The sequence below is a fragment of the Streptomyces sp. NPDC052396 genome (assembly GCF_044593195.1).
Taxonomy (GTDB): domain Bacteria; phylum Actinomycetota; class Actinomycetes; order Streptomycetales; family Streptomycetaceae; genus Streptomyces.
The window spans coordinates 297,394-323,783 of sequence record NZ_JBIUAW010000009.1; the positions used below are offsets into that span (position 1 = coordinate 297,394).

Consider the following 26,390-nt stretch of genomic DNA (forward strand, 5'->3'; position numbering starts at 1 on the left):
CAGCAGTTCATGGTGGTCCTCAACCATGAAGAGCAGTACTCCATCTGGTTCGCGGACCGGGAACTGCCCGCCGGGTGGACCGCGGAGGGCACGACGGGCACCAAGAGCGAGTGCCTGGCACATATCGACACGGTCTGGACCGATATGCGGCCGCTCAGCCTGCGCCAGGCGATGGAACATGATGCCGGATAGCGGCAAAACTCCTGTTCCCTATGGCAGTTGGCCCTCGCCCATCTCGGCCGAGTCGGTGAGCGAGGGCCTGCCCATGATGAGCGGGCTGCAACTCGACGGCCCCGATGTGCTCTGGCTCCAGAGCTGTCCGGACACCGGCCGCACCATGGCCCTCCGCCGCACCGCCGAGGGTGCGACCACACCCGTCACCGGCAGTGGCACCGATATCCGGTCACTGGTCCATGAGTACGGCGGCGGCGCCCTGCACGCCCAAGGGGGAGCCCTCTACTACGTCAGTGGCGCGGATCAAAGAGTCCACCGCAAGGACGGCCATGGTGATGTTCCGCTGACACCCGGCGGGGGACCGCCGGGCGCCCAACGGTTCGCCGATCTACGCCTGTTGCCCGGCACCGGGCGGCTGGTCTGCGTCCGGGAACGCCATATCGGCGGGGAAGTCCGCCATGACATCGTCCGCCTGGACGGTTCCCCCCAACAACCGCCGTCGGTCCTGGTGTCGGGGCATGACTTCTATGCCGCACCGCGACCGAGTCCCGACGGCACCACCCTGGCATGGCTGGCCTGGAACCAGCCGGAGATGCCATGGACGGGCAGCGAACTCTGGCTCGGCCAGCTCGCGGAGGATGGCTCGGTGGCCCGCGCACGCCGGGTCGCCGGCGGTCCCGGTGAGTCGGTCTTCCAGCCGGAATGGAGCCCCGAAGGGATACTGCACTTTGTGACGGACCGCACCGGCTGGTGGAACCCGCACCGGCTGACCGAGGACGGCATCGAGCCCGTCGCCCGCCTGCGGGCCGAATTCGCCTGGCCGCAATGGACTTTGGACCCCTCGGCCTACTGCTTCCTTTCCCGGGGGCGCATCGCCTGCCTCTACATCCGCGGCGGTACCCAGCGGCTGGGCATCATCGATCCCGCCACGGGGCGGGTACGCGACAGTGGGCTTCCCTACACCGCCTACCAGGCCATCGCCGGTGCCGGAGACGACCTCTACGCCCTGGCGGCGGCGCCGGACCGGCCCCAGCGGCTCATCCGGGTCGACCCACAGGATTTCCGGCATGAGGTCCTCCATGTCCCCGGCCGCTCCCTGGGGCCCGAATGGATCCGTCCGCCCGAGCTGCTCGACCTGACGGCGCCGGCGGGCCACGCCATCCATGGCATCTTCCACCCCCCGGCGCACCCCGAACTGACCGGGCCCGCCGGGAAACCACCTCCGCTGATCCTCATCTGCCACGGCGGCCCCACCGCACAGGCGCTGCCCGACTACCGGCCCGGCATACGGTTCTGGACCAGCCGGGGGTTCGCCGTGCTGGAACTCAACGGCCGGGGCAGCTCCGGATGGGGCCGGGACTACCGAGCCGCGCTCGACGGGCAATGGGGCCTGGCGGATGTCTCGGACTGCGTCGAGGCCGCACGGCTGCTGGCCGCCATGGGAAAGGCCGACCCGGCCCGCATGGTGGTACGCGGCGGCAGCGCCGGTGGCTTCACGGTGCTCGCGGCACTCGCCGCCTCGGATGTGTTCGCGGCGGGGATCAGCTATTTCGGCCTCGGCGATCTGCGCTTGCTGCGCCTTAACACCCATAAATTCGAGGAAGGCTCGCTGGATCTGCTGATCGGGCCCTGGCCCGAGGCCGAAGCGGAGTACCGGCGGCGGTCGCCCGTCGAGCGGTGCGAGGCCATCTCCGCGCCGGTGCTGTTCCTGCACGGCCGGCGGGACACGGTGGTACCGGTCGAGCAGTCGGCCCTGATGGCCGAGCGCCTGCGGGCCCGGGGCGTGCCCTGCCGGACGGTGTTCTTCGACGATGAGGGGCATGGCTTCGGGAAGCGGGCGAACATCGTGAGTGCCCTGGAGAGCGAACTCGAATTTGTGCGCGAGGTGTTGGCGCTGTCACAAGCAGGGGGAAGCCGCCCGGACACGCGACTCGTTGTAGAGTGCGGAGACAGCCCTTGACCTGCGGGGTCGGTGAGGAAGGGAAGGGCCAGTCGGCACACCACCAGATCGATGCGGCCTCGTGGCAGGGTGGGCGGGTCGCCCTGGTTGAGGTCGTGGTGGTGGTAGCGGACGCCGGGCAGGGGAGCGTGGCGCGCGGCGTCCAGGGCGGTGTCGGCGAAGTCGATGCCGGTGACTTTGTAGCCGAAGCGGTGGAGTTGACGGCTGAAGGCGCCGTTCCCGCAGCCGGCGTCCACGGCGACGTGGCCGCCTTGTATCGAGGTCGTCACGCCGCCGCTCCCGTCGCTACCCGTTCGGTTTCGGCCCGGTCGGCCACGCCGGTCTCCGGCTTCGACAGCGGTGGTAACGGCCCAGCTCGTGCCCTGCCCGCCGACAACGCCAGGGCCGCATCATCGAGGGGCGCGGTGAGTGGTGGCGCAGGCACGGTGGCCGACCCGTGATGGGTCGGCCACCGCGACCGTTCCTCACTCGCCTCCGCGAGCGCTCACCTGACTGGTTCCTCGGCCTGGTCGGCTCCCTCCGAACTCAGGGTGCTGCTTTGAAGTAGGTGATGTCCCAGTGGTTGCCTTCGTTGCAGTAGAGGTTGCCCGACGGAGCCTTCCACTGCGGGTAGCCATCACTCCGCTGCCCGATGTAGTGGAACTTCCCCTTGATGTAGGCAGAGAGGCAACTGCTGGGCGAGATATCCAGCTTGTAGCCGTTGTAGTGGCTGTACTTCGAGGTGGCGTGACCGGTCTCGGTGCCACCGGTGATGGTGATGGCGCACTTGCTTGCCTTCTTGAAGGCGATGATGCCCTGCACGGTGCTCTTGTTGATCTGCTCGAACGAGGTGCACTGGAAGCTGCTGCGCTTGCTGCAGTGACCCGGCGACCACCACTTGATGCCGGCCGCCCGGAGTTGGGCCTCGGCCTGGGACTGGGTGAGCTTGACGACCTTCGCCGGGGCGGGGCGCGGGGTAGCGCTCGCCGTGGCAGCGGTGGCAATCCCGGCCGCGCCGACGAGGAGGGTGGCACCGGTCGCGAGGGCTGCCAGCCGGCGCCGGCTGCTGCTGTGTGTGAACATGTTGTGCTCCTCTTTCCAGTGGAGTTGATGGGGTGTCCGTCGGAGACGGGCGCACCAGTGGGCGCTGACCCAGTCCGAGAAGGTGGTCAGCTGGGTGAAGCTGCCCGGCTATGCCTTTTCACCGTGCACCGCGGTACGGCTGGTGCCGATGCGGCAGATCGGTGGCCGGCCCGTACCGGGCGGCTGCGGCACCGGTGACGGCGGCCCAGTAACGGTCTCCGTATGACCAGTGCCACCATTCGGTGACGTAATTGACGAAGCCTGCTTCGGTCATCACGCGGACGAGCAGGTTCCGGTGGGACCGTGCCTCCTTCGACAGGTTGGGTGCGTCGGTGAAGCAGGCCCCGTCGCACTGGTCGGGGCTGACGTTCACCTGGGTGCCCATGGGAAGTTCTTCGCCGGATGCTGTGCACAGGGTCAAGTCGACGGCCGCACCGCAGGTGTGCGGGGCGATCTCCGGCGGCGCCAGCGACCGGCTGGCCTCTGCATGCAGATACTCGACGGTCCATTGAGGGTTGGCGGCGCGAAGTTCCGCACAGTACTCGCTGTAATAGCGAACCTGCAGTTCCGGCGGCCGGTATGCCTCGACGATGAGCAACTGAATTCCGTCCGGCAGCAGGTGCTGCGCCCGCAGCAGCCGGCTGACCAGCCCCTCACGTACGAAGGAGAATGCACCAGCGGGGTCCGCAAGCCGCCGGTCGAGGCGTAGCCGGTCGTGGTCGGCGAGCGTGACCAGCCGTTCCGCGCTCTCCATCACCGGGATAGCGGCCACTCGCGGATCGGACATCAGCACGGCCGCCGCCTTACTCGCCGGCCCGGAAAGGGGCGGGTGCGGTGCGGTGCAAGGGGCAGAGCCCGCCATGTACTGCCGGTCGCGCCGGCTGCCGGCGTCGTTCCCGAACCTGCCAGCGGTTCACGGCTTTTGGTGTGCCGCGGTAACGGGTGTGCTCCGTGGAGGTACATCTCTCTCCTGTAGCGCTGGTCGAGGGCGCGGCAGAGCCGGTGCCCTGGCATGGGCCGTCCGGAGAACCTCGCCGGGCGGCGGCGACAGGAACCCTTCTGTCAGGCCCTTACCGACCCCTGTCCGGCAAGCGCACTGCCATGGACCCGCCGGAACAGGGGCGCCCGGTCTCCCGCTCGTTACGCCCCTACGGGACGCACAAACCCCTTGTAGACGTGGTCGACTCCGCCGTTGCGGCCCTTGCGCCAGTCGAAGGCAGGACTCTCCACCACGCGACTGGCACGGTGGTCCATGCTGCCCTCGTTTCCACCGACCGTCCGGATGAGCCTCTTGTCGGCGGAGACCCACACGACGATGTTGACGTGGTGCCGCCCGTACGTAGAGTTCTGCCAGACCACCAGATCACCGACGTGCGGAGTCTGGGACAGAGTGTGGTAGCGGGCCGCGTACTTGGTAACGGCCGAGTACGCATAACCGTCGAGAACGTCGGCGTGCGGCACACCCGCCTTCTGCCACACCCACCTCGCGAAGTAGGCGCACCAGTCGGCGCTGCACATCTGGTCGGTGAAGCAGCGGCTGCCTGTCTTGCTCTTCGCGATCTTCGCTATCTTGTCGCCCAGCTTCTGCCGGGCGAGGTCCCCGAGCACACGGTCTCCGGCGGTGGACGAGCCAGAGACCGTGGTCGACGTGCGCGGAACAGCGGCCGCCGCGTCGGTGGATCCAGCACCGATGGCGGTGGCGCAGGCCGTCACCGCGAGTGCGGCAAGGAGCGTCCGGGCCCGCTTCGGCCTCGTAGGGGCGGCCGCGTTCTTGGCAGAAGCCATGGTTTTTCCCTCCGTTGTGTCCTGGTAACGGCTGGTTGAAGGCCGTCATCCAACGGAATCCAGGTTCCTGCGGTGCCCTATAGGTCTCCTGTGAGTCGGCAACAAGTCCCTGCACGGGACTTGAAGGCCAGGTCAGCGATGTAGGGCGGCTTGACCGCCCGCCCAGGGGATGGGCAACTCGGCGGCGCGAAAGCCTTGATGACCGCGGGGCAGACCTATGTGTCCACCAGTCAGCGCCCGTAGGCGAAGAGTTCGCCGTACTCCCGTGCACCGCACTCCGCGAAGATCCGTAACGCCCGGGGCCGCAAGGCCGCCGCGGTCTCGACGTCACCGTCTGCTTCGCAGGCGTTGGCGAGGTCCCGCAATACCCGGGCATCCCACAACCGCACGCCGAGGAGTTCGGCGAGCTGGTGGGCTTCCGTGAGGACCCGCCGGGCCTGTGCCGGGCGATGCAGTGACAGGTGGAGTTCGCCGAGGGTCCGCAGCATGAGCACGCAACCGAACCGGTCGTTGTGCTCGCGGCACACTCGTAAGGCCCTGGTCAGCTCAGGTAACAGCATCGCGCTCTCGCCCTGGCGGATCCTGGTCTTCGCCAGTGCCTGCACCGCGTACCCGGCCATAAGCTCATCGTCCATGCCACGCAGTTCGGCCAGGGCTCGCTCGAACAGCGGGCGAGCCCGGTCATGGTCACCGCGTGCCCGGTGAACCAGCCCTATCGCGCGAAGCGTCAACGCCTCGCCCCGCCTGCTGCCCAGCCGCCGGTAGGCCCTCAGTGACTCGTGCAGCAGCCCCAACGCAGACCGGTAGTCGCCCCTCTCCACCTCGACCGAGCCGGACAGACGTCCCACGTGCCCGATGCCGACGTCGTCATCAAGGCTGCGGAAAGCCGCACCGGCCCGGGTCAAGTCGTGCAACGCCTCCTTCAGCCGGCCCTGCAGCCGGCAGACGATGCCTTTCCCGGCAAGCGCGAGCGCTGTGCCACGCGCATCGCCCGCCTCCGAGAACAGGGCCAGCGCCTGACGGAAGTACCGGTGTGCCTCCTCGTAGCGGTCCCGCTCGATGCCCAGCAACTGTCCCAGCCCGAGCAACAGCCTTGCTTCACCAACCCGGTTGCCCGCGCGTCGCGCCGCCTGAAGGCCTGCGCGGTGAATGCGCTCCCACTGTTCCAGGCGCTCGCCCGCCACATACACAGACGACCACAGCGCATTGGCAAGATTGCAGGTGATCTCGTGCAGGCCCATCGCCGCCGCGCGCTCAATACCCACCACCAAGGCGTCTTGTTCCTCAGCGAACCAGGCCAGCGGAGCCGCCGCCACACGCTCGACCAGGGACTCACTGAGCGGCTGGGCACCGGGGTACTCCAGGCGCAGCGGAACCCAGTTCGGCGGGGTGTCGACAACCACACGCGTAATCATCCGCAACCATCCGCCCAGTACCCGGGTGACGGCGGCGTCGCGTTCCGCGGCCGGCTCCTCGGCCTCGGCCCGTTCCGCCGCGTACACCCGCAGCAAGTCATGCACTCGGTACCGCGGCTGGCCGGTGCTCTTCGCCCCGGCGTAATCCACCAACTGGGCGTCGATCAGCTTCTCCAGGACATCCGCAGCCTCCGCTTCGGACACATCGAGCAGCGGAGCGATAATCCATGGGGCGAAATCCGGTACACCCAGCAGACCCAGTCGCCGGAATGCCACCCGTGCCGGGCCCTCAAGCACGCGGTAGCTCAACTCCGCGCTGGCCCGCACCTCCAAGTCGCCGACTGCCAGTTCATCCAGCCGGCGCCGCTCATCGGAGAGTCGCTCCGCCAGGACTTCCAGCGTCCAATGGCGCCGGGTCGCCAGCCGTGCTCCGGCTGTGCGGATGGCCAGCGGCAGGCAGCCGCACAGCTCCGTTATCCGTCGGCCGGCCGCCAACTCGGCCGCAACCCTTTCCCGTCCGGCGATGCTGCCCAGCAGTTGCAGAGCCGCTTCGGGAGCAAGCTCTTCCAGATCGAGCAGCTGCGCACCGGCCAGACCGGGCAACCGGCTGCGGGATGTGATCAGCACGCCGCACCGCGGCTCACCGGGCAGCAACGGCCGCACTTGCTGCTCGCTGCCGGCGTCGTCCAGCATCAACAGGAAGCGTCTGCCCGCGAGCACGCTGCGGAACAGATCGGCTCGTTCGGCCGACGCCTTCGGAAGGGCGTCCGGTGGCACCCCCAGCGCATGCAAGAAGCGGCCCAGGGTGTCCTCGGGTGTGGCAGGGCTACCGGTGATGCCGCGAAGGTCCGCATACAACTGCCCGTCCGGGTACTCACCACTGATCTCATGCGCGACGCGTACAGCCAGCGCCGACTTGCCGACGCCTCCTTTCCCTGAGATCACTTGGACGGGTAAGGCGTTGTTGGGACCCGACAATGCCGCAACCAACTTCGCGATATGTCCCTCGCGACTGGTGAAATCGGGGATGGTCGGTGGCAACAGTGCGGGTGCCGACTGCCTGATCGGCACGGCCCCGGCATGCGCCCCGGGCTTCATTCGCAGGGGGGCGCCGGCCGGTGGTTGCAGGAGCGTGGGGTCGGCACGCAGGATCGATTCGTGCAACTGCCGTAGTTCGGGCCCCGGATCGATGCCGAGTTCCTCGGCGAGTATGTCCCGGCCCTCCTGGTAGACGGCGAGCGCGTCCGACTGCCGGCCGAGGCGGTAGAGGCTGGTCATCAGGTGCAGTCGCAGCCGCTCGCGAGTCGGAAAGGTGCTGACCAGGCCGGTCAGTTCGCCCACCAGCGCGCTCTCCCGGCCTGCCGCCAAGTCGGCGGAGATCCGCTCCTCCAGGAGCATCAGCCTCGCCTCGTCCAGCCTTGCGGCCTCTGACCGCAGGGCATCACCGATGCCCCCCAGCGCGGGGCCCCGCCACAGGGCCAGCGCGGCTCCCAGCGATTCCGCAGCGGCTTCATACCGTCTCTCGGCCATGGCAGTTCGGCCGTGGGCGGCAAGCCGCTCGAACTCGGCCAGATCGCTGGCGCGTTGCTCCACCAGGTAACCCGGCGGCCTGGTCACAATAACGTCGCCGACGCCAACGGCAGTTAGCCCACGACGGAGCACGGACGCATACGTCCATACCAGCTCCCGGGCGCTGCTCGGTGGTGATTCCCCCCAAATCGCATCCACCAACCGGTCGGTGGGCACCACTCGCCCGGCTTCCAACAGCAGGCAGGCGAGCAGAGCACGAGGCTTTGGACCACCCATGCACAGTTTCCGGCCGTCGTGCCAGGCCTCGACAGGACCGAGTAAGTGAAACTCCACGCGTACCCCCTGAGATGCCCTGCTGCCCGTTGTCCACGGCGGATGAGCAACACAGGAGCGTAACCAATGCATTACGCCTGCGTAATCAGTTCGCCGAGCCGAGGACGGCGGTGACCGGCGCTCAGGAGGAGCGGCTGAGACTGTTGCCCGCCCGCGTCCTGGTCCACTTCACCCTCGCGCTCGCACTCTTCCCCGCCACGACGGCGACGACGTCCGGTGCGGAGGGCGGCGGTGCCGGACCGGCCGCACTCATGAACGGCGCCCGGAGCCACGGCACTTGGCCAACCACCCGCGCACCGCTAGGGTCGTTGGGTGAAGGAGCGTGCCGTCCCGGCTCCGGCGGCGCTCACCCTACGCCGCCGTGCCGGTGGCGGTGAAGCTTCCGAGGAAGTTCAGTGCCTCCTCGGCGGGGCTTCCGGGCGGGGGGTGCCCGGACCGTTCTGGCCGACGGTCTGCTTCTGCTGCCGATGACCGCGCCGGTGCTCCTGTTGCCGCTCGTCTCCGGGCAGTTGGCCGGGCGAGCTCTGTACGGGCGGTGCTGACCGGCGCCTCCGCGCTGATCGTGGCCGGAGCCCTGCTCCTGACGACGCTGCACAGCGACGGTTCATGGGGGGAACTGGCGCTGCCGCTCCTGCCGTTCGGCGCCGGTGTGGGGCTGGCGTTAGGGGTCATGGACAACGCCGCCGTCAGCACCGTCCCGGTCGAGAACGCCGGGGCCGCCGCGGGCATTTTCAACACGATGCGGATCGCGGGGAGTCCGTGGCTGTGGTCCGGTGCCGCGGCCCTGTCCGCCCTCGGCGCGGTCCTCACCTATGTCGCGCTGAACACCACTGTGCGACGGCGTGCTCCTGTCGTCGCCGTCAGGAGACCCGGGCGACGCTGAGGATCATGCTGGGGATGAGCGGACCGTCCGTGGGGCGGGTGGCAGATAGGTGCCGTCGTGCTGCACCGTGACCGAATCCTTGGTGACGTCGACGCCGTTGCGGCCGTCGACCTGTTCGAGCTGCACCGTCTGCACCGTGCCGTTCTGTTCCTGGTCGACGGCGGACGACAAATGGGCGAAATTGTTCCGGTGCGGTACGGGTGGCGGGGCGAGTGCGACGAGGGTACGGGGTGCGTATACAGGAGCCTCCTGGCAACTACCCAAGGTGGAATGTCGGGTATAGCGCATTGGCAGCTGTGTGGCTGGTACGACCCGGAACGTTAGTACGCTTACTGCTACTTTCGGCTGAGAACGGGTGTCCCCTGGTACTGCTGCGCTTCCGCCGCGCGGTGGAGCGCCACCGGCCCGTGGTGGGATGTGCCGCCCCCGCGGCGGACGGCACTGTGGTCCCGTCATTTCGACAACACCCTTCCCAGGAGGAAGCAATGGCCCGCATGCGCCACCCCTTCGCCGTCTCCGCCGCGGTCCTAACCGTCGCTCTGGCCGGCACGCTGGCCCTCGGCACGACGGGATCGGCGTCGGCGACCGAGACCGTCCGGAAGACCGCCGACGAACCCTCGCTCACCGGATCGGGCAAGCTCAAGCGCAAGCCCGGCGACAACGTCCACTTCGCCTTCAACGCCCACGGGTTCGCCGACAAGGCACACGGCACCTTCTACGTCAGCCACCACATGGGCAAGCAGTGGGGCGGCTACTTCAAGGGACGCATCGACTGCCTGCTGACCGGCGGCCCGGTCGCCGTGGCCACCGGCATCGTCACCGAGTCGCACTTCAAGAGCGCCCCGGGCCTCCCGGCGATCGGGAACCTCAGAGGCAAGCGGTTCGGCTTCACCGTGCTCGACGACGGCAAGACGAACCGGCTCGGCTACAGCTGGGCCATGGACGGCCTGCCGAAGAACAGCGTCGGCAAGTGCCTGGGCAGCGCCCCGTTCGAGACCCTGGAGAAGGGACACTTCAAGGTCCACCACTGGATGCCGAAGCACTGACGCTTGTCCCGGGGATGCCGGTTGCGGTGATCGCGTAATCCGCTGGACCCTCGCCGTCGTGCCCACATGGCCCCTGCTTGGTCCAGCCGGGGCTGGACCAAGCAGGGGCCATCCCACACCGGTGTGTTGGATGCCTCGGAGGCTCGCGTGTCCCGATCTGGCGGTCGCCGCGGCCGTGCTGGGTGAGGACGGGCGTACGGACCGCGCGTACGAACTGACCAGCCCCGAGCCGATCAGCCCACGCCGGCAGGCCGCAGTGCCCAACGCGGAGGCTGTCCTGCACCGCCCGGTCGGCCCCATCAGCGAGTGGGTCACCCGCAACCTGACGGCGTGACTCTGTTGGCGATCTTTCGAGGGGTGCTGACGGCGGGGCCGGCTGGTGCTTCGCTGGAGAAGTGCGGGGTGGCCTCGGGTTCCGGGGGGTGGGTGCGGTGTCGCTGCGGCCGAGGAGTTTCCAGCGGATCGCGGCCAGGACGGTGCGAACAGCGTGGGCGGCGTGTCCGAGGGGGACGCCGGCGATGCTCGTGCGGGACCAGCTGGACGTGTTCTTCGAGGACGAGGATCTTGCGGATCTCTATCCGCCCAATGGCCGGCCGGGGTTCTCGCCGGGGCAGTTGGCGCTGGTGTCGGTGCCGCAGTTGGCGGAGAACCTGTCGGACCGTGCGGCGGCGGACGCGGTGCGTACGAGGATCGAGTTCAAATACACGCTCGGGCTGAAGCTGGAGGATCCGGGCTTCGACTGCTCGGTGCTCAGCGAGTTCCGGGCCCGGCTGGCCGAGGGAGATGCCGCCGACCGGCTGCTGCGGGTGATGCTGGCACGTTTGGTGGAGGCCGGGCTGCTGAAGGCCGGAGGCCGCCAGCGCACGGATGCCACGCACGTGCTGCAGCGGTCCGCACGCTCAACCGCCTGGAGCTGGCCGTTCGTGGTCCAGGAGAACGCGTACGACTTCCTGTGGGGTCGTCTCGCCCAATGACTTCACCGACCTTACCCAGGCCGGGGACCGGCTCCGAGCCTTCGAAGACCGCTACAACGCCACGGCACAACCGTTCCAGTGGAAGTTCACCACCTCCGACCTGGATGATCTGCCGGCCAGGCTTGACCAGCACACCGTCGATCACCACGAAGAATCGTCCGTCGGACGGGCAGCGTGATCAACCCCCGAAGGGCTTCCAGGCAAGACATTCCTTGAATGATGGCCGGAGGCTGATCGCGACCGGATCGTGCTGTTCTGGAGTCCCAGGTGTGGGCTATCGCCCGCCGCTGCCGGCCCGCCGAGGCTGTTGCGTAGGCTGGCGTCGTCGTCGCGGAGGGGAGCGGGAGGGTCGGCGGATCCCCTCCCCAACGGCCTGACGAGGTGTCAGAAAAGTCGGCAATCGGTCAGCATGAGTCCTGAAAAACCTGGCGAATGCTGCCCGGACATGCGACTCGTTGTAGAGTGGTGAAACCGCCCTTGACCTGCAAAAACGCAGGCAGGGAGCCTACCCCCGGGAGCATCTCGATGTACCGCACCATGATGAAGTCCAAGATCCACCGCGCCACGGTGACCCAGGCGGACCTGCACTACGTCGGTTCGCTGACCATCGACGCGGACCTGATGGCGGCCGCCGATCTGCTGCCCGGGGAGAAGGTGGACATTGTCGACATCAACAACGGTGCCCGGCTGTCGACCTATGTGATCGAGGGCCCGAGCGGCTCCGGAGTGATTGGCATCAATGGTGCGGCGGCCCGGCTGATCAGCCCCGGTGATCTGGTGATCGTGATCGCCTACGGGACCATGGACGACGCCGAGGCCAAGACCTTTGAGCCGCGCGTGGTCTTCGTTGACGAGCGCAACGCGGTGGTCGACCTCGGCAGTGACCCGGCCGCCGTGCCGGAGGGGTCCGGGCTCCGCCGCGGGGACCGCGTCGAGAGCTGACCGGACCGTACGGTCACCGCACCGGCGCCCCGGCCGCCTCGGCGAGGGTCCGGGCCACGGCGAGGCCGGCGGCCCGGACCTTCTCGTCCGCGCTGGGCCGGCACCGGCCCAGCGCGGGGTCGTACTCCGACATGAGCACACTGGCGTGGTCGGCCGCGATCTCCTCCAGCCGGACCGGCCAGCCCTGCCCGGCCAGGGCGTTCGCCACCGCATGCGAGTGTTCCGGGCCGATCTCGGTATCGCCGGTGCCATGCACCAGGCGGACCGGTACCGGCTCGGGCAGCCGTCCCGCCGCCAGGTCCTCCAGCGGGGGTGTTCCGGTGGTGCGGGCGGGGCGGTCGTAGCGTGAGGCGAGGCCGACCACCGCGGCGGGGCGCCAGCTGTCGGTGATCTCCGGGTGGAGGGCGACGCCCAGCGCGGCCGGGGCCCCGGCCGACCAGCCGGCCAGGGTGATCCGGTGGGCGTCGCCGCCCAGGTCCTCGGCCCGTTCCCGGCAGAAGGACAGGGAGTCCAGCAGGTGTGCCCGGCCGCCGTCGGGCGCGTCGGAGCGCCAGTCGGGCGTCAGCACCAGGACGCCCGCCGCGGCGACCGCTCTCGCGAGCGGGCGCAGCACCTCCCGCTCGTCCGGGCCTATGCCGTGCCACAGCAGCACCGTGGGCAGCGGATCCGGGACGGCGGCGGGGCGGTGGACGTCAATGGACTTGCCGTTGGGGGCGGTAAGGAGTTGCTGGTGCACACCGGGCTGGTTCATACCTGGACGCTATCAGCCGAAGTCGCCGGAATTTCCGCCGACTTGGCGGGGCTCTGCACCCGGCGGAAGGTGAACACGGCGGCCAGCAGCACCAGTCCGGCGGTAACCCAGTACACCGAGGACAGCGCGGCCGCGGTCGCCCGGCGGTCCTGGAATCCGGCGGAGTGCAGGCCATGGGTGAAGACCAGGCCGAGTACGGCCACCCCCAGGGCCTGCCCGAGCTGGCGGAAGGTCGCCAGCGCCCCGGAGGCCATCCCGGCGCGGGCGGCGGGCACCGCGGCGAGCACCGCGGCGGTGCCGGCGGGCATACCCAGACCCACGCCCGCACCCATCAGCACCAGACCGGGGACGAGTGCCGTCCAGTGCGAACTCCCGGGCAGCAGCAGGGCGTTGACGATACAGCCGGCGCCGGTGAGGGCGCAGGCCACGGTGAGTGCCGACCGGGGAGCGACGCGGTGCAGCCGCTTGCCGGAGAGGGTGGAGACGGCGAAGACGGTGACCGCCAGCGGGACCATCGCCAGACCGGCCCGGACCGGGCCCAGCCGGAGGGCGGACTGCAGCCAGAGCGAGGTGAAGACCAGGCATGCGAAGGCCCAGGCGGAGGCGAGAGTGCCGAACATCACGGCGAGGAAGGAAGAGTCGCCGAAGAGGGTGAGGTCCAGCATGGGCCGGGTCCGGCGGCGCTCCACCGTGATGAACACCGGCAGCGCCAGCGCGGCCAGGGCGGACGGAGCCTGGGCGGACGGTGCCGTCCAGCCGTCCTCGCCCGCCTTGATCAGCGCGAAGGTCAGGGAGCCGGAGCAGACGCCGAAGGACAGGATGCCGGGCAGGTCCACCGAGGGGTGCCCGGGCCGCTCGGAGTCCTCGATGAACAGCGCGGTCAGGACGGCGGTCAGCACCGTCAGCGGCACATTGACGAAGAAGATGGCCTGCCAGCCCAGGGCCTGGGTGAGCAGCCCGCCGAGCACCGGACCGGCCGCCGCGGCGGCGCCCACCACCGCGGACCACACGCCGATCGCCGTGGCCCGGTCCCGTTCCCGGTACATCCCGCCCAGCACGGCCATGCCGGTGACGAACACCGCCGAGCCGCCGACGCCCTGCAGGCCCCGGGCGGCGATCAGCAGCCCCGGGTCGGGCGCCAGGGCGCACAGCAGGGAGGCGACGCCGAACAGCGAGAGGGCGAGCAGAAGGATCCGGCGGCGGCCGAAAAGATCGCCCAGGGAGCCCGCGCCCAGGGTGAGCGCCGCCAGCGCCAGGGTGTAGATGTTCATCACCCACTGCAGGCCGGACAGTGAGGCGCCCAGATCCCGGGCCATGTCCGGCAGGGCCACGGTCACCACCGTGGTGTCCGTGATCAGCATGAACGACCCCAGGCATACCGCCACCAGTGGCCACCACTTGCGCATCGGAAGTCCTTTCCTCGGGAGATCGGGAGACCGGATGAACCGGAAGACTTCCCACAGGCTCGAACAACGGTGGCGGAGCCGGGCAGTCAGCGAGGGATGGGCGGCGGATTCCCGCAACAGACGTGGATATGCGGCGGATTCAGGCTCCGAAGGGGAGCACGGTCGCGGTCCGTTTGACCGTGCGGTCCACGGTGGCCGTCTCCAGGGTGTGCACATCGTCCAGCACGGCGACGCTCTCGGTCAGATAGCGGTAGAGGTCCCCGGTGTCCCGGCAGATCACCGAGGCCATCACATTGGTGGGGCCGGTGGTGACCGCCGCGAAGGACACCTCCGGGTGCCCGGCCAGCGTCCGGGCCACCGACACCAGCGCGGAGGGCTTCACCGACAGCCACAGCCGGGCCTCGGCGTGGTAGCCCAGCGCCGCCATCGGCAGATCGACCTGGTAGGACAGCACCCCGAGCCGCCGCAGCCGGTCCAGCCGCCGGCGGACCGTGGACTCCGACAGGCCGGTGTCCGCGGCCAGTTCGGCATGGCCGGTCCGGCCGTCCCGGGACAGCAGTTCCAGCAGCGCCCGGTCGCCCTCGTCCAGGACGGCCTCTTCGCCGCCGGGCGCCGGCGGCCGGGGGCGCAGCTGTCGCTGCTGCTCCTCGTCGAGCGAGGCGAACCCGCGCCACCTGCCGGGATCGGTGAAGCTCTGCAGCAGGGAGTGGGCGGTCACCGAATGGACCCGGCTGGTGCGGGAGAGCTTCTGCAACAGCAGGCCCTCGCCGCCCTCGCCACCCCGGAGGGTCTGGGTGCTGCAGGAGATCTCGGTGCCACCGGAGAGCAGATGCACCCAGAAGGTGTCGGCCCGGCGGGCCAGCGCGGTGGCCAGGGCGCCGGAGACATCCGGGGTGCAGCGCAGCCGGATGGTCCAGGGCACATAGCCCAGCGGCCCCAGATTGACCGAGGCGGCCACCCGCAGCACTCCGGCCGTGCGCAGCCGCCGGTAGCGGCGGGCCACCGTGCTCTCGGAGACCCCGAGCACGGCCGCGATCCGGTTGAAGGGCGCCCGGCCGTCGAGGTGCAGCGCGTGCACCAGGGCGCGGTCCAGTTCGTCCAGGGTGACGGTTTCCATCGCCCGAGCGTAGGCCGGGACGGAAACCGTCACCAGGCGGGTCAGTGCGGCAGCTCCTCCGGAGTGGGATAGGAGGGCTGGGCACCCGCCCTGGTCACCGAGGCGGCCGAGACCCGTACCGCGTAGCGGACCGCCTCGGCCAGCCGCTCGCCCCGTGCCAGCCGGGCGGCCAGCGCGCCGGTGAAGGCGTCCCCGGCGCCGGTGGTGTCCACCGCCCGTACCGCGATGCCCGGTACCCGCACCGGCTCGTCCGCCGTGGTGTCCAGCGCCAGGGCGCCGTCCGCGCCCAGGGTCACCACCACCGACCGCGCGCCCGCGGCACGCAGCGACCGCGCCCAGCTGCCGGGATCGCCGTCACCTGCGCCCGAGAGCTGCCGGGCCTCATGCTCATTGACCACCAACGGGTCGGCGGCGGCCAGGAGTTGGGGATCGAGCGCGGCGGGCGCGGGGGAGGGGTTGAGCACCACCCGGGCGCCGGCCTCCCCGGCCCGGGCGGCCGCCGCCCGTACCGTCTCCAGCGGGATCTCCAACTGGAGCGACACCACCGGTGCGTTGGCGAAGAGCTCGCCCGCCGCCGCCACATCGGCGGGGGTGAGACGGGCGTTGGCGCCCGGGGAGACCACGATGCTGTTGTCCCCGTCCGGCCCCACCACGATCATCGCGGTGCCGGTGCGCGCCCCCGCCTCCACCAGCACATGCCGCACCTCGGCGCCGGCCTCGCGCTGCGCCGCCAGCAGCAGCTCGCCGAAGGCGTCGTCGCCGACCCGGGCCAGCAGGGCGGTACGGGCCCCCAGCCGGGCGGCCGCCGCGGCCTGGTTGGCGCCCTTGCCGCCGGCCGACTCCATCAGATCGTCACCGAAGACCGTCTCGCCCGGCCCGGGCCGCCGGTCCACCCGGACCGTCAGGTCGGCATTGGCCGAGCCGACCACCAGCACGTCATACCTGGTCACCGCATACCTGGTCACCGTCCCACCCTCTCAGGACGCCGGTCGCCGGCCGCACACCCCCGGCGCTGTCGCCCAGGGTGACCGGGCAACTGCTCCAAGTCGCGCCCCGCAGTGCCCCGGGGCATGCTGAAACGACCACGGCCGGTGCGCCGGCCGCCCTGCCACTGCCGCATCGACCTGCGGTGATGGGCACCGCCGCAGGGCGGGGCCGTCCCCCTGGTGCGCGAGCGAGGGGAGAACGTGAGATGGCCGAGACAGCGCTCCGCCGACGCAAACGTGAACCGTCCGGTACCGAAGCCCTCTTCGTCCGGCTCGTCCAGCTCCCCGAGGGCGCCGAGCGTACCCGGCTGCGTCAGGAGCTGATCGCCGCCTGGCTGCCGATGGCCGAGCGGATCAGCCTGCGCTACCGCTCCAGCGGCGAGAGCCCGGCGGACCTGCGCCAGGTGGCCGCGCTGGCCCTGGTGCGCGCGGTGGACCGGTTCGACCCCGCGCTGGGCTTTGCCTTCGAGTCCTTCGCCGTCCCCACCATCAACGGGGAGCTCAAACGGCATGTCCGGGACCATGTCTGGTCGCTGCACATCCCGCGCCGGGACCAGGAGCTGCGGGCCGCGGTGCGCTCCGCGCGGACCCGGCTGGAGCAGCAGAGCGGCGGCGCCCGGGTCACCACGGCGGCGCTGGCCGAGGAGACCGGTCTGACCGAGGCGGAGGTGCGGCGCGGCATCGACGCGGATGGCGTGCACCACACCCTGTCCCTGGACCACCCGGTGGACGCGGCCGGGGAGCTGGCGCTGGCCGACACCCTGGGCCGGGCCGACCGGGCGCTGGACCTGGTGGTCGACCGCCAGTCGCTCAGACCGCTGCTGCACGCCCTGCCCGACCGGGAGAAGTCCGTCCTGTACTGGCACTTCTTCGGCAATCTCACCCAGCAGCAGATCGGGGCCCGGCTGGGTGTCTCCCAGATGCAGATCTCCCGCATCCTCAGCCGCACCTGCGCCCAGCTGCGCCGCCAGCTGCTGGCGCCGGTCTGAGGCGGTGCGGAGCGGGACCGACAGGATGAGGACGGTCGCCATGACGGCACAGCACTCCGGGCTGACCCCGGACCTGCCGCCCATCGTCGAAGTGCCCGACCTGCCCGGCGCCGAGGACCCCGGGCCCGCGGCGGGCCGGGGCGAGGAAATGCCCTCGTCCCTGGCCGGCTCCGGACATGGAAGTGGCGCCCACCAGGAAGGCGATGGGCGCCACGGCTGCGCGGCCGACGGTTCTGGCGGCTGACTGTTGAACCGCCTCGCGCAGGTCAGGTGTTGATGCAGGTGTTGCCGAATGTCGGGTTCAGCAGGCCGACGATGTCGATCGTGTTCCCGCAGAGGTTGATCGGGATCTGGATCGGGATCTGAATGACGTCACCTGACAGCACACCGGGGGAACCGACGGCCACACCGTTGGCTTCCGAGTCGGCGAATGCCACGCCGGCCACGCCGGTGACGGCCACCCCGGTGGCGGCGGTCAGGAGGGCTGCCTTGGCGATACGCGTCATGTTCAAACCTTTCTAGGGGGCGGTGAGCGTCAATGTGACCATGGGTTTCATCGGCGAATGCACCAAATTGGGCCCCGTAGGCAGGAATTAACCCGTTAAGGGCAATAAGTCAGATGTGATACAAGGGATTTGAGGCTTGTGTGCGGGTGCTGGGGCCTCCGCCCGCCCCTCCGGCCCCTCCCGGCCGCATCCCGGCGGGTTTGGCGTGGCCGCCCTCGCCTACGTACCCTTCCCAGGACACTTTGATCGAACATATGGACTGGGAAACGACAGCGGCGATGACGGTCACTGAAGAGAGCCGCGGCGGGGCAGCGGATGAGACGGGCCTGCGGCAGGGCATCGACCCGGAGCGCATGGCGGTCTGCCTGAGCGTCCTCCAGGAGCTGGACGAGCTGCCGGTGGACCACCCCGACGCGATCACCGTGCGGCGGGCCACCTCCGGCATTTACCGCACGGTCAAGCAGCGCCGGCGCCAGGAGCGCCGGGCCGCCAAGACCGCCCACGACAAGGCGGTGACCGAGGCCACCGCCACCGGCGCGGCCGACCGGATCGACGACGAGACCCGCGGCATCCCGCTGGCGGCGACCGCCTCCACCCGGATCGTCGGCATCCTGGAACGCCCCCGGTCCTGCTACACCTGCAAGACCCGCTACACCGAGGTGGACGCCTTCTACCACCAGCTCTGCCAGCCCTGCGCGGCGGAGAACCGGGCCCGCCGGGACGCCCGTGCCGACCTGAGCGGACGGCGGGCGCTGCTCACCGGCGGCCGGGCGAAGATCGGCATGTATATAGCGCTGCGGCTGCTGCGGGACGGGGCGCACACCACCATCACCACCCGCTTCCCCAATGACGCCATCCGCCGCTTCAAGGCGATGGAGGACAGTGCGGACTGGCTGCACCGGCTGAAGGTCGTCGGCATAGACCTGCGGGATCCCGCGCAGGTGGTGGCGCTGGCCGACTCGGTGGCCGCCGAGGGGCCGCTGGACATCCTGATCAACAACGCGGCGCAGACGGTGCGCCGCAGCAATGCCGCCTACCGGGAGCTGGTCACCGCCGAGGCGGCGCCGCTGCCCGCCGGTGAGCTGCCGTCCCGCGAGGTGTTCGGCGCCTTCGGCAGCGGGGCGCAGCCCGAGCTGCCCGCGCCGGCGGGCAGCCGCCATGACGAGCTGACCCCGCAGGCTCTCACCGAGCTGGCGCTGACCAGCGGCTCGGCCTCACTGGCCCGGGTCGAGGCGGGCACCGCCATCGACGCGGGCGGGCTGGTGCCCGACCTGGACGCGTCCAACACCTGGATCCAGGCGGTGGGCGAGGTCGACCCGGTCGAGCTGCTGGAGGTCCAGCTGTGCAATGTGACCGCGCCCTTCGTCCTGGTCAACCGGCTGCGGCCGGCCATGGCGGCGGCCGCGGCGCGGCGCAAGTACGTGGTCAATGTCTCGGCGATGGAGGGGGTCTTCAGCCGGGGCTACAAGGGCGCCGGACACCCGCACACCAATATGGCCAAGGCCGCGCTGAACATGCTCACCCGCACCAGCGCCCAGGAGATGTTCGAGGCCGACGGCATCCTGATGACCAGCGTGGACACCGGCTGGATCACGGACGAGCGGCCGCACCCGGACAAGGTCCGGCTGGCCGAGGCCGGCTTCCACGCGCCGCTGGACCTGGTGGACGGGGCGGCCCGGGTGTACGACCCGATTGTGCGCGGCGAGGCGGGGGAGGACCTGTACGGGTGCTTCCTGAAGGACTACCGCAGGGCCGACTGGTAGGGGCGGCCTCCGGCGCCGGGGGCTCATGGCCGCGGGGGCTGTCCATGGACGGTAAACGCCCACGCGGCGGAGTCGCGTGAAGGAGCTGCCGCGCGCCCCTGCGGGGCGCACCCGGCCATGAAGCCTCAGGCGTTCACCGGGTGCAACGCCGCGTACTCCAGCGGTGCCGAGGGGTCGACCGACACACCCAGCGGCGCCGGTGCGGCCCCCGCCCGCACCAGGAGATCCCCCACCGCCGCGATCATCGCGCCATTGTCCGTGCACAACCGCAGCGGCGGAACGCGCAGCCGGACCCCCGCCGCCGCGCACCGTTCCCCGGCCAGAGCCCGGACCCGGGAGTTGGCGGCCACCCCGCCGACCATCACCAGGGTCCGCACGCCGTACTCCGCGCACGCCGCGACCGCCTTGCGGGTGAGCACATCCGCGATGGCCTCCTGGAGCGAGGCCGCTCCGTCCGGGACCGGCAGCGGCCGTCCCGCGGCCCGGTGTCGCTCCGCCCAGCGCGCGGCGGCCGTCTTCAGCCCCGAGAAGGAGAAGGCGTAGGGATCGTCCCGCGGCCCCATCAGGGGACGCGGGAACGCCACCGCACGGGCGTCCCCCTCGCGCGCCGCCCGGTCCACCGCCGGCCCGCCCGGATAGGGCAGGCCGAAGACCCGGGCGACCTTGTCGAAGCACTCGCCGGCCGCGTCGTCCAGGGTGTCGCCGAGGTGCGTGATCGGGTCCCGTGCCAGGTCCCGGACCAGCAGCAGCGAGGTATGGCCGCCGGAGACGATCAGCACCACACAGGGGTCGGGCAGCGGTCCGTGCTCCAGGGTGTCGGCCGCCACATGCCCGGCCAGGTGGTGCACCCCGTACAGCGGCACGCCCAGCGAGTAGGCCAGCCCCTTCGCCGCCGCCAGCCCCACCTGCAGGGCGCCGGACAGGCCCGGGCCGGTGGTCACCGCCACCGCGCCGATGTCGGCCATGGCCAGGCCCGCGTCGTCCAGGGCCGCCCGGACCACCGGCGTCACCGAGTGCACATGGGCGCGGGCCGCGATCTCCGGGACCACCCCGCCGTACCGGGCGTGCTCATCCATGCTGGAGGCCACCGCGTGCCCCAGCAGCCTGCCTTCCCGCACCAGACCGGCGCCGGTCTCGTCACAGGACGACTCGATTCCCAGTACCACTGGCGAACGCCCCATGGCACACCTCCTGCCCATCACTTGTAAATGCACATTGTATGCAACAAGCCATGTGGCAAGCTCCCGGGTGTCGGGCCGTCCTCGCAGGTCAGTAGAGTTCCGACGTCCCGTCACCGCCCCTTTCCGAGGTACGCCCGTGAGCCAAGCGCCCGTGACCGTCGTAGGCATCGGCGCCGACGGCTGGCCCGGCCTCGCCCCCGCCGCGCAGCAGGCGCTGCGCCGGGCCGAGGTGATCATCGGCGGCCCGCGCCAGCTGGACCTGCTGCCGGCCGGCTGCACCGCCGAGCGGGTCGCCTGGCCCTCGCCGCTGCGGCCGGCCGTACCCGGCCTGATCGCCCGGTACCAGGGGTGGCGGACAGCCGTGCTGGCCAGCGGCGACCCCATGTTCTTCGGCATCGGCCGCACCCTGGCCGAACTGCTGGGCGCCGACCGGCTGCGGGTGCTGCCGCACCCCTCGTCCGTCTCCTACGCCTGTGCCCGGCTGGGCTGGCCGCTGGAGGACACCGAGGTGATCAGCCTGGTCGGGCGGCCGCTGGACGCGCTGGCCGCCGCCCTGCACCCGGGCCGCCGGCTGCTGCTGCTCAGCGCCGGGGCCGCCACCCCCGCCGAGGCCGCCGCACTGCTGGCCGAACGTGGCTTCGGACCCAGCCGGTTGACCGTCCTGGCCCAGCTGGGCGGCGAGCGCGAACAGCGCACCGAGGGCACCGCCGAGGACTGGCCGCACCCGCCCGGCGACCCGCTCAATGTGATCGCCGTGGACTGCCGCCGCGCCGACGGCGCCCCCCGGCTGTCCCTCACCCCCGGCCTGCCGGACGAACTCTTCGAGCATGACGGCCAGTTGACCAAGCGTCATATCAGGGCCGCGACGCTGGCCGCGCTCGCCCCGGCACCCGGAGAGCTGCTCTGGGACGTCGGCGGAGGCTCCGGCTCCATCGGCATCGAGTGGATGCGCGCCCACCGCTCCTGTCGCGCCATCAGCATCGAACGCGACCCGGTACGGGCCGAGCGCATCGCGCACAACGCACGTGCCCTGGGCGTCCCGGCGCTGCGCGTGGTCACCGGTGCTGCGCCCGCCGCACTGGAGCAACTGCCCACCCCCGACGTGGTGTTCATCGGCGGCGGGCTCACCGCCACCGGCGCGCTGGACGCCTGCTGGCAGGCCCTGCCACCCGGCGGACGGCTGGTCGCCAACACCGTCACCCTGGAGTCGGAGGCCCTGCTCACCGACTCGTACCGGCGCCATGGCGGCGAACTCACCCGCCTCGCCGTGGCCCACGCCACCCCGGTGGGCGGCTTCACCGGCTGGCGGCAGGCCATGCCGGTCACCCAGTGGTCCGTGACCAAGACGAGCTAGGAGACAACCAGCAGCCATGACGGTGTACTTCATCGGTGCCGGACCCGGCGCCGCCGACCTGATCACCCTGCGCGGCGCCCGCCTGCTGGCCCGGTGCGGGGTCTGCCTCTACGCGGGCAGCCTGGTCCCCGCCGAACTGCTCGCCGAATGCCCGCCCGGCGCACGGCTGGTGGACACCGCGCGGCTCAACCTGGACGAGATCACCGCCGAGTTCGCCCGCGCCCATGAGGCCGGGCAGGATGTGGCCCGGCTGCACTCCGGGGACCCCTCGGTGTTCAGCGCGGTCGCCGAGCAGATGCGCCGCCTGGACGCGGCCGGCATCCCCTATGAGATCGTCCCCGGCGTCCCCGCCTTCGCCGCCGCCGCCGCGGCGCTCGGGCGCGAACTGACCGTACCCACCGTCGGCCAGACCGTCATCCTCACCCGCATCGCCCAGCAGGCCACCCCCATGCCGCCCGGCGAGGACCTGGCCACCCTGGGCCGCAGCGGCGCCCTGCTGGTGCTGCACCTGGCCGCCCGCTACACGGACCGGGTGGTGGCCGAACTGCTGCCGCACTACGGCGCCGACTGCCCGGCCGCCGTGGTGGCCCTGGCCAGCCGCCCGGACGAGCTGGTGCTGCGCGGCACGCTGGCCGGCATCGCCCGGCAGGTGAAGGCGGCCGGAGTGGTACGCACCGCGGTGATCATCGTGGGACGGACGCTGGGCGCCGCCCAGTTCCCCGACAGCTACCTCTACTCGCCCGCCCGCGACCGCGACCAGTGCGCGGCCCGGGACTGAGGAGCACTCAGGCGGCGGTCGGGTGCAGCTCCCTGACCTCCTTGCCGCTCTTGGCCGCCAGCTGCTCCGCCAGGTCCGCCAGCGCGCGGGCCCCGGCGAGCTCCTCGCCGATCATCGCCACATTGGGGTCTCTGGGGTTCCGGGTCGACTGACCCTTGGCCCGCAACTCCGTGCCGTCGCGCAGCCGAAGCAGCGCGGCCGCCCGGACATGGTGTTCGTCCTCGTCGAACTCGATCTCCACATGCCATCCGGCGACCTGCACGGGAATCACCTCCGCCGCAACCGCAGGAACCGGGCGCCGGCCGGGCATGCCGCGCGGGCACGGCACCCGGGGCGTCTTCCTTCAGGCTACGTCCGGCTCCCACCGGCCGCATGCCCGTCGCGGGTGCTTGCCCCTGACCCGCGGGTCAGGGGTTGGCGCCCCCGCCCACGGTGCGGCCGCGGAGTGCCGCGCCGGATGAGACAAGGAGCACCGATGTCCCCCATCTCCCGGGAAATACGCCTTGCCACCCGGCCCGCGGGCCTGCCCGGACCGGAACACTTCCACCTGGCCGAGACGCCGCCGCCTGCCGGCCGCTGCGGCAGGCCCTGCCCGACCCCGCCGCCCATCTCTCCCAGGGCTGGATCGCCTGTGCCGCGCTCGCTCATGACGCCCAACTGCGGTCCGGAGACGCGGTGTTCGTCTCCGGCGCCGCCGGATCCATCGGCTCGGCGGCCGGCCAGGGGCCGCCGGCGCGTTCCGGGTGCGGGCCGCCGGTGACCGGCCGCGCCCACGACACCGCCGCCCAAGCGCCCGTTACCAGGCGCCCGGCCCCCTGGCCTCCGCTCGGCCCACGATGGTGCCGGCCCGGTCGATGCAGATGACATCCACCGCCACCGGCGCGCCCCGCAGCACCCCGAGAGCCTGGTCGCGGGCGGCGGCGGCCACCAGGTCGCCCAGCGGCACGGCCCGGGCCGAGCAGCGCTGCAGCGCGTCCAGCCCGGTGTTGGCGGCGGCCACCTCGGCCGCCAGCCGCTCGTCCGCGCCACCGGCCCGGGCGAGCCCGGCCAGGAAGTCCTTGTTCACCTGGGACCGGGCCGAGTGCAGGTCCAGATGCCCGGCGGCCAGCTTGGACAGCTTGGCGAAGCCGCCCGCGATGGTGAGCCGGTCCACCGGGTGGCGGCGCAGGTACTTCAGTACGGCGCCGGCGAAGTCGCCCATGTCCAGCAGGGCGTCCTCCGGCAGTCCGTGCACCGCCACCGCGACCTTCTCCGAGGTCGATCCGGTGCACCCGGCGACATGGCGGCGGCCCGCCGCCCGGGCCACATCCACGCCCCGCCGGATGCTGTCGATCCAGGCCGAGCAAGAGTAGGGGACCACGATGCCGGTGGTGCCCAGGATGGAGATGCCGCCCAGGATGCCCAGCCGGGGGTTCCAGGTGGAGCGGGCGATCTCCTCGCCGTGGTCGACGGAGATGGTGATCTCCACATCACCGGTGCCGCCGTGGCGGGCGGCGACCTCGGCGATGTGGTCGCGCATCAGCTGCCGGGGCACCGGGTTGATCGCCGGTTCGCCGACCGGCAGCGGCAGCCCGGGGCGGGTGACCGTGCCCACGCCCGGTCCGGCCCGGAAGACCACTCCGGAGCCGGGCGGCAGAATCCGTACCGTGGCGCGGATCAGCGCGCCATGGGTGACGTCCGGGTCGTCACCGGCGTCCTTGACTATCGCCGCCATCGCCCGGCCGTCCGCCGACTCCTCGGCGGCCAGCGCGAAGGCGGGCGTCTGCCCCTTGGGCAGGGTGATGGTCACCGGGTCCGGGAACTCCCCGGTGAGCAGCGCGGTGTACGCGGCCGTGGCGGCCGCCGTGGCGCAGGCGCCGGTGGTCCAGCCGTGCCGCAGCCCGGTGTGCGCGAGTTGCGCGGCCCGGCCGCCCGGTGCTTGGGTCTCAGCCACGGAGATCACCGACGGAAGGGCAGTGCAGCGTGACCGCCGAGCGGCACATCCTCATCCTGGGCGGCACCACCGAGGCCCGCCGGCTGGCCGCCGAACTGGCCGCCGAGCCGGCACTGCGGGTCACCAGCTCACTGGCCGGACGGGTCGCCGAACCGCGGCTGCCCGCCGGGCAGGTAAGGATCGGCGGCTTCGGCGGGTCCGAGGGCCTGGCCCGCTGGCTGCGCGAACAGCAGGTGGACGCGCTCATCGACGCCACGCATCCTTTCGCGGAGAGGATCAGTTTCAACGCGGCCCGGGCGGCCGCCGAGGTCCATGTTCCCCTGCTGGCCCTGCGCCGCCCCGGCTGGGTCCCCGGTGAGGGCGACCACTGGCATCCGGTGGCCTCCCTGGCCGAGGCGGCGGATGTGCTGCCCGCGCTGGGCGAGCGGGTCTTCCTCACCACCGGCCGGATGGGACTGGCCGCCTTCGCCCACCTGTCCGGGCAGTGGTTCCTCGTACGGTCGGTGGACGCCCCCGAGCCGCCCGCCCCGCCGCGCATGGAAGTGCTGCTGGACCGGGGCCCGTTCACGGTGGCGGGCGAGCGCGAACTGCTGCGCCGCCATGCGATCGACGTCCTGGTCACCAAGGACAGCGGTGCGGCCGCCACGGCCGCGAAACTGACCGCTGCGCGGGAGGCGGGAATTCCGGTGGTGGTGGTCCGGCGCCCGCCGGTGCCGGAGGGGGTGCGGGTCGCCTCCGGCGTGGGGGAGGCGGTGGGGTGGGTGTGGTCCACGCTGGGTTGACGGTTGCGCCCGGGGCGTCCTGGTGAGCGGGTACGGTTCGCAGTGTGCCGTACGGGTACGCGGAGCAGGCGGAGTACGAGGAGGACCACAGTGACCGCACAGCACGCTGAGGAACCCGCCGAGCTGATTCCGCGCCCCGAACCGACCTTTCCCGCCCTGAGGACAGCCCTGGCCAAGATCGCTTCCTCGCGGCTGGCGGAATTCCAGGCGGATCGCGATATGGCGTTTACGGCGGCGACGCAGCATGCATCGTTCACACCGATCCGTGCGTTCCAGTTGAAGTGGGCCACGGAGATCGAAATTCTCCGGCGCCCTGGCCTGGCCGCGCGTTACCAGGCGGCTCTGGACGCTGCCAATAGCCTGGACCGGGACGATCCCAGATGGCGCGAGGCGATGGACACTTGCATGGCGGTCCACAACGAGGCCCGCGCCGCGGTATCCGATGGCTGATGCCTGGTCCTGGGAATACGACCCGGATGCGAACCATGTGATCGGCGGCATCGACAACCTGGCCTTCATCGCCCAGGTCGAGGAACGGGCCGATGAACTCGTCCGCGCGGCCGCGGCCCGGTACTTGGACGGGACGAAGTACACGGGCCTCTCCCCGCGCGTGCAGGAGGAGACCCTTGATGCGTCAGGGATGTTCGTTTACCGGGACTCTTGCAGAAAGCCACGGCGTTCACGCCGGGGATGAATGCATCTCAAGGCTGCTCTGACGTGCACGTTAGAGCGGACGTTTT

The 26,390-nt window shown here is 71.1% G+C and carries 28 protein-coding genes and 1 pseudogene; 15 read left to right on the top strand and 14 right to left on the bottom strand.

What is annotated here, in order from left to right; all coding sequences use genetic code 11:
• Window positions 1-9 precede the first annotated feature (9 nt).
• Together ACIHFE_RS24680 and ACIHFE_RS24685 are read left to right on the top strand one after the other, a co-directional pair.
• Window positions 10-192, top strand: coding sequence for an MbtH family protein (locus tag ACIHFE_RS24680; RefSeq protein ID WP_400109747.1), 183 nt, complete (start codon window positions 10-12; stop codon window positions 190-192).
• Window positions 179-2,134 carry a prolyl oligopeptidase family serine peptidase gene (locus ACIHFE_RS24685; protein WP_400109673.1) on the top strand — a complete coding sequence of 652 codons (1,956 nt, stop codon included), beginning with the start codon at window positions 179-181 and terminating at the stop codon, window positions 2,132-2,134. Before ACIHFE_RS24680 ends, ACIHFE_RS24685 begins: the two co-directional genes overlap by 14 nt.
• Before the next feature lie 62 nt (window positions 2,135-2,196).
• Here the strand turns inward: ACIHFE_RS24685 and ACIHFE_RS24690 are convergent.
• From ACIHFE_RS24690 to ACIHFE_RS24710, 5 genes and pseudogenes are all read right to left on the bottom strand, one after another.
• Window positions 2,197-2,403, bottom strand: a pseudogene (locus tag ACIHFE_RS24690) (class I SAM-dependent methyltransferase); the annotation flags it as partial.
• A gap of 256 nt (window positions 2,404-2,659) precedes the next feature.
• Complete coding sequence (locus ACIHFE_RS24695; RefSeq protein WP_400109675.1) at window positions 2,660-3,196, bottom strand: hypothetical protein; 537 nt, start codon at window positions 3,194-3,196, stop codon at window positions 2,660-2,662.
• A 118-nt stretch (window positions 3,197-3,314) separates the two neighbouring features.
• The gene (locus ACIHFE_RS24700) at window positions 3,315-3,983 is read right to left on the bottom strand and encodes a M15 family metallopeptidase (RefSeq protein WP_400109748.1); all 669 of its coding nucleotides are present in this window, start codon (window positions 3,981-3,983) and stop codon (window positions 3,315-3,317) included.
• Between the two features lie 353 nt (window positions 3,984-4,336).
• Window positions 4,337-4,981, bottom strand: a complete 645-nt coding sequence (locus ACIHFE_RS24705; protein WP_400109677.1) for a CHAP domain-containing protein — start codon at window positions 4,979-4,981, stop codon at window positions 4,337-4,339.
• A 230-nt stretch (window positions 4,982-5,211) separates the two neighbouring features.
• Complete coding sequence (locus ACIHFE_RS24710) at window positions 5,212-8,259, bottom strand: AfsR/SARP family transcriptional regulator (RefSeq protein ID WP_400109679.1); 3,048 nt, start codon at window positions 8,257-8,259, stop codon at window positions 5,212-5,214.
• Between the two features lie 535 nt (window positions 8,260-8,794).
• On the opposite strand from ACIHFE_RS24710, the gene ACIHFE_RS24715 reads away from it, so the two are divergent.
• Window positions 8,795-9,142, top strand: a complete 348-nt coding sequence (locus tag ACIHFE_RS24715) for a hypothetical protein (RefSeq protein ID WP_400109681.1) — start codon at window positions 8,795-8,797, stop codon at window positions 9,140-9,142.
• Window positions 9,143-9,145: 3 nt separating this feature from the next.
• On the opposite strand, the gene ACIHFE_RS24720 is transcribed toward ACIHFE_RS24715, so the two are convergent.
• Window positions 9,146-9,313, bottom strand: a complete 168-nt coding sequence (locus ACIHFE_RS24720) for a hypothetical protein (RefSeq protein WP_400109683.1) — start codon at window positions 9,311-9,313, stop codon at window positions 9,146-9,148.
• Between the two features lie 314 nt (window positions 9,314-9,627).
• Here ACIHFE_RS24720 and ACIHFE_RS24725 point away from each other — a divergent pair, with 314 nt between their 5' ends.
• The 4 genes from ACIHFE_RS24725 (at window position 9,628) to panD (ending at window position 12,104) form a co-directional block, all read left to right on the top strand.
• The gene (locus ACIHFE_RS24725) at window positions 9,628-10,188 is read left to right on the top strand and encodes a hypothetical protein (protein ID WP_400109684.1); all 561 of its coding nucleotides are present in this window, start codon (window positions 9,628-9,630) and stop codon (window positions 10,186-10,188) included.
• A 130-nt stretch (window positions 10,189-10,318) separates the two neighbouring features.
• A complete protein-coding gene (locus ACIHFE_RS24730; RefSeq protein WP_400109686.1) occupies window positions 10,319-10,522 on the top strand; it encodes a hypothetical protein in 204 nt (67 codons plus the stop codon).
• Window positions 10,523-10,706: 184 nt separating this feature from the next.
• Window positions 10,707-11,162: a transposase gene (locus tag ACIHFE_RS24735; RefSeq protein WP_400109688.1), complete on the top strand. Its 456-nt coding sequence runs from the start codon at window positions 10,707-10,709 to the stop codon at window positions 11,160-11,162.
• Window positions 11,163-11,687: 525 nt separating this feature from the next.
• Window positions 11,688-12,104: an aspartate 1-decarboxylase gene (gene panD / locus ACIHFE_RS24740; protein ID WP_400109690.1), complete on the top strand. Its 417-nt coding sequence runs from the start codon at window positions 11,688-11,690 to the stop codon at window positions 12,102-12,104.
• A 13-nt stretch (window positions 12,105-12,117) separates the two neighbouring features.
• On the opposite strand, the gene ACIHFE_RS24745 is transcribed toward panD, so the two are convergent.
• From ACIHFE_RS24745 to rbsK, 4 genes are all read right to left on the bottom strand, one after another.
• A complete protein-coding gene (locus ACIHFE_RS24745) occupies window positions 12,118-12,855 on the bottom strand; it encodes an alpha/beta hydrolase family protein (protein WP_400109692.1) in 738 nt (245 codons plus the stop codon).
• Window positions 12,852-14,261: an MFS transporter gene (locus ACIHFE_RS24750; protein ID WP_400109693.1), complete on the bottom strand. Its 1,410-nt coding sequence runs from the start codon at window positions 14,259-14,261 to the stop codon at window positions 12,852-12,854. The genes ACIHFE_RS24745 and ACIHFE_RS24750 overlap by 4 nt, the downstream gene beginning before the upstream one ends.
• A 139-nt stretch (window positions 14,262-14,400) precedes the next feature.
• Window positions 14,401-15,378, bottom strand: coding sequence for an Lrp/AsnC family transcriptional regulator (locus tag ACIHFE_RS24755; RefSeq protein WP_400109695.1), 978 nt, complete (start codon window positions 15,376-15,378; stop codon window positions 14,401-14,403).
• Window positions 15,379-15,419: 41 nt separating this feature from the next.
• A complete protein-coding gene (rbsK, locus tag ACIHFE_RS24760; protein WP_400109696.1) occupies window positions 15,420-16,328 on the bottom strand; it encodes a ribokinase in 909 nt (302 codons plus the stop codon).
• A 242-nt stretch (window positions 16,329-16,570) separates the two neighbouring features.
• Here rbsK and ACIHFE_RS24765 point away from each other — a divergent pair, with 242 nt between their 5' ends.
• On the top strand, window positions 16,571-17,353 hold the full coding sequence (locus ACIHFE_RS24765) for a sigma-70 family RNA polymerase sigma factor (protein ID WP_400109698.1): 783 nt from the start codon (window positions 16,571-16,573) through the stop codon (window positions 17,351-17,353).
• Window positions 17,354-17,393: 40 nt separating this feature from the next.
• Window positions 17,394-17,597 (top strand): hypothetical protein, encoded by a 204-nt coding sequence (locus ACIHFE_RS24770; RefSeq protein ID WP_400109700.1) that lies wholly within the window; start codon window positions 17,394-17,396, stop codon window positions 17,595-17,597.
• Window positions 17,598-17,619: 22 nt separating this feature from the next.
• On the opposite strand, the gene ACIHFE_RS24775 is transcribed toward ACIHFE_RS24770, so the two are convergent.
• The gene (locus tag ACIHFE_RS24775; RefSeq protein WP_400109702.1) at window positions 17,620-17,859 is read right to left on the bottom strand and encodes a chaplin; all 240 of its coding nucleotides are present in this window, start codon (window positions 17,857-17,859) and stop codon (window positions 17,620-17,622) included.
• A gap of 278 nt (window positions 17,860-18,137) precedes the next feature.
• Between ACIHFE_RS24775 and ACIHFE_RS24780 the strand changes: the two genes are divergently transcribed.
• On the top strand, window positions 18,138-19,622 hold the full coding sequence (locus ACIHFE_RS24780; protein WP_400109704.1) for an SDR family NAD(P)-dependent oxidoreductase: 1,485 nt from the start codon (window positions 18,138-18,140) through the stop codon (window positions 19,620-19,622).
• 125 nt (window positions 19,623-19,747) lie between these two features.
• On the opposite strand, the gene tsaD is transcribed toward ACIHFE_RS24780, so the two are convergent.
• Window positions 19,748-20,803, bottom strand: a complete 1,056-nt coding sequence (gene tsaD / locus ACIHFE_RS24785; protein ID WP_400109705.1) for a tRNA (adenosine(37)-N6)-threonylcarbamoyltransferase complex transferase subunit TsaD — start codon at window positions 20,801-20,803, stop codon at window positions 19,748-19,750.
• A gap of 136 nt (window positions 20,804-20,939) precedes the next feature.
• Between tsaD and cbiE the strand changes: the two genes are divergently transcribed.
• Together cbiE and cobM are read left to right on the top strand one after the other, a co-directional pair.
• Entirely contained in the window at window positions 20,940-22,157 is a 1,218-nt protein-coding gene (gene cbiE, locus ACIHFE_RS24790) for a precorrin-6y C5,15-methyltransferase (decarboxylating) subunit CbiE (protein ID WP_400109707.1), read from the top strand.
• A gap of 16 nt (window positions 22,158-22,173) precedes the next feature.
• Window positions 22,174-22,935: a precorrin-4 C(11)-methyltransferase gene (cobM, locus tag ACIHFE_RS24795; protein WP_400109709.1), complete on the top strand. Its 762-nt coding sequence runs from the start codon at window positions 22,174-22,176 to the stop codon at window positions 22,933-22,935.
• A 7-nt stretch (window positions 22,936-22,942) separates the two neighbouring features.
• On the opposite strand, the gene ACIHFE_RS24800 is transcribed toward cobM, so the two are convergent.
• On the bottom strand, window positions 22,943-23,197 hold the full coding sequence (locus tag ACIHFE_RS24800; protein WP_400109711.1) for a dsRBD fold-containing protein: 255 nt from the start codon (window positions 23,195-23,197) through the stop codon (window positions 22,943-22,945).
• A gap of 534 nt (window positions 23,198-23,731) precedes the next feature.
• The gene (locus ACIHFE_RS24805) at window positions 23,732-24,874 is read right to left on the bottom strand and encodes a cobalt-precorrin-5B (C(1))-methyltransferase (RefSeq protein WP_400109749.1); all 1,143 of its coding nucleotides are present in this window, start codon (window positions 24,872-24,874) and stop codon (window positions 23,732-23,734) included.
• Between the two features lie 23 nt (window positions 24,875-24,897).
• On the opposite strand from ACIHFE_RS24805, the gene ACIHFE_RS24810 reads away from it, so the two are divergent.
• The 3 genes from ACIHFE_RS24810 to ACIHFE_RS24820 all read left to right on the top strand — a co-directional run bounded on the left by ACIHFE_RS24810 (window position 24,898) and on the right by ACIHFE_RS24820 (window position 26,344).
• The gene (locus ACIHFE_RS24810) at window positions 24,898-25,650 is read left to right on the top strand and encodes a cobalt-precorrin-6A reductase (protein ID WP_400109713.1); all 753 of its coding nucleotides are present in this window, start codon (window positions 24,898-24,900) and stop codon (window positions 25,648-25,650) included.
• A 90-nt stretch (window positions 25,651-25,740) separates the two neighbouring features.
• The gene (locus tag ACIHFE_RS24815) at window positions 25,741-26,100 is read left to right on the top strand and encodes a hypothetical protein (RefSeq protein WP_400109714.1); all 360 of its coding nucleotides are present in this window, start codon (window positions 25,741-25,743) and stop codon (window positions 26,098-26,100) included.
• Window positions 26,093-26,344, top strand: coding sequence for a hypothetical protein (locus tag ACIHFE_RS24820; RefSeq protein WP_400109716.1), 252 nt, complete (start codon window positions 26,093-26,095; stop codon window positions 26,342-26,344). The genes ACIHFE_RS24815 and ACIHFE_RS24820 overlap by 8 nt, the downstream gene beginning before the upstream one ends.
• Window positions 26,345-26,390: the final 46 nt, after the last annotated feature.

Bases quoted from the DNA above. Each gene is read 5' to 3' on its own strand.
- ACIHFE_RS24680 (WP_400109747.1), top strand. From the start codon at position 10: ATGGTGGTCCTCAACCATGAAGAGCAGTACTCCATCTGGTTCGCGGAC.
- ACIHFE_RS24685 (WP_400109673.1), top strand. From the start codon at position 179: ATGATGCCGGATAGCGGCAAAACTCCTGTTCCCTATGGCAGTTGGCCC.
- ACIHFE_RS24695 (WP_400109675.1), bottom strand. From the start codon at position 3,196: ATGTTCACACACAGCAGCAGCCGGCGCCGGCTGGCAGCCCTCGCGACC.
- ACIHFE_RS24700 (WP_400109748.1), bottom strand. From the start codon at position 3,983: ATGTCCGATCCGCGAGTGGCCGCTATCCCGGTGATGGAGAGCGCGGAA.
- ACIHFE_RS24705 (WP_400109677.1), bottom strand. From the start codon at position 4,981: ATGGCTTCTGCCAAGAACGCGGCCGCCCCTACGAGGCCGAAGCGGGCC.
- ACIHFE_RS24725 (WP_400109684.1), top strand. From the start codon at position 9,628: ATGGCCCGCATGCGCCACCCCTTCGCCGTCTCCGCCGCGGTCCTAACC.
- ACIHFE_RS24730 (WP_400109686.1), top strand. From the start codon at position 10,319: ATGCCTCGGAGGCTCGCGTGTCCCGATCTGGCGGTCGCCGCGGCCGTG.
- ACIHFE_RS24735 (WP_400109688.1), top strand. From the start codon at position 10,707: ATGCTCGTGCGGGACCAGCTGGACGTGTTCTTCGAGGACGAGGATCTT.
- panD (WP_400109690.1), top strand. From the start codon at position 11,688: ATGTACCGCACCATGATGAAGTCCAAGATCCACCGCGCCACGGTGACC.
- ACIHFE_RS24745 (WP_400109692.1), bottom strand. From the start codon at position 12,855: ATGAACCAGCCCGGTGTGCACCAGCAACTCCTTACCGCCCCCAACGGC.
- ACIHFE_RS24750 (WP_400109693.1), bottom strand. From the start codon at position 14,261: ATGCGCAAGTGGTGGCCACTGGTGGCGGTATGCCTGGGGTCGTTCATG.
- ACIHFE_RS24755 (WP_400109695.1), bottom strand. From the start codon at position 15,378: ATGGAAACCGTCACCCTGGACGAACTGGACCGCGCCCTGGTGCACGCG.
- ACIHFE_RS24765 (WP_400109698.1), top strand. From the start codon at position 16,571: ATGGCCGAGACAGCGCTCCGCCGACGCAAACGTGAACCGTCCGGTACC.
- ACIHFE_RS24770 (WP_400109700.1), top strand. From the start codon at position 17,394: ATGACGGCACAGCACTCCGGGCTGACCCCGGACCTGCCGCCCATCGTC.
- ACIHFE_RS24775 (WP_400109702.1), bottom strand. From the start codon at position 17,859: ATGACGCGTATCGCCAAGGCAGCCCTCCTGACCGCCGCCACCGGGGTG.
- ACIHFE_RS24780 (WP_400109704.1), top strand. From the start codon at position 18,138: ATGACGGTCACTGAAGAGAGCCGCGGCGGGGCAGCGGATGAGACGGGC.
- tsaD (WP_400109705.1), bottom strand. From the start codon at position 20,803: ATGGGGCGTTCGCCAGTGGTACTGGGAATCGAGTCGTCCTGTGACGAG.
- cobM (WP_400109709.1), top strand. From the start codon at position 22,174: ATGACGGTGTACTTCATCGGTGCCGGACCCGGCGCCGCCGACCTGATC.
- ACIHFE_RS24820 (WP_400109716.1), top strand. From the start codon at position 26,093: ATGGCTGATGCCTGGTCCTGGGAATACGACCCGGATGCGAACCATGTG.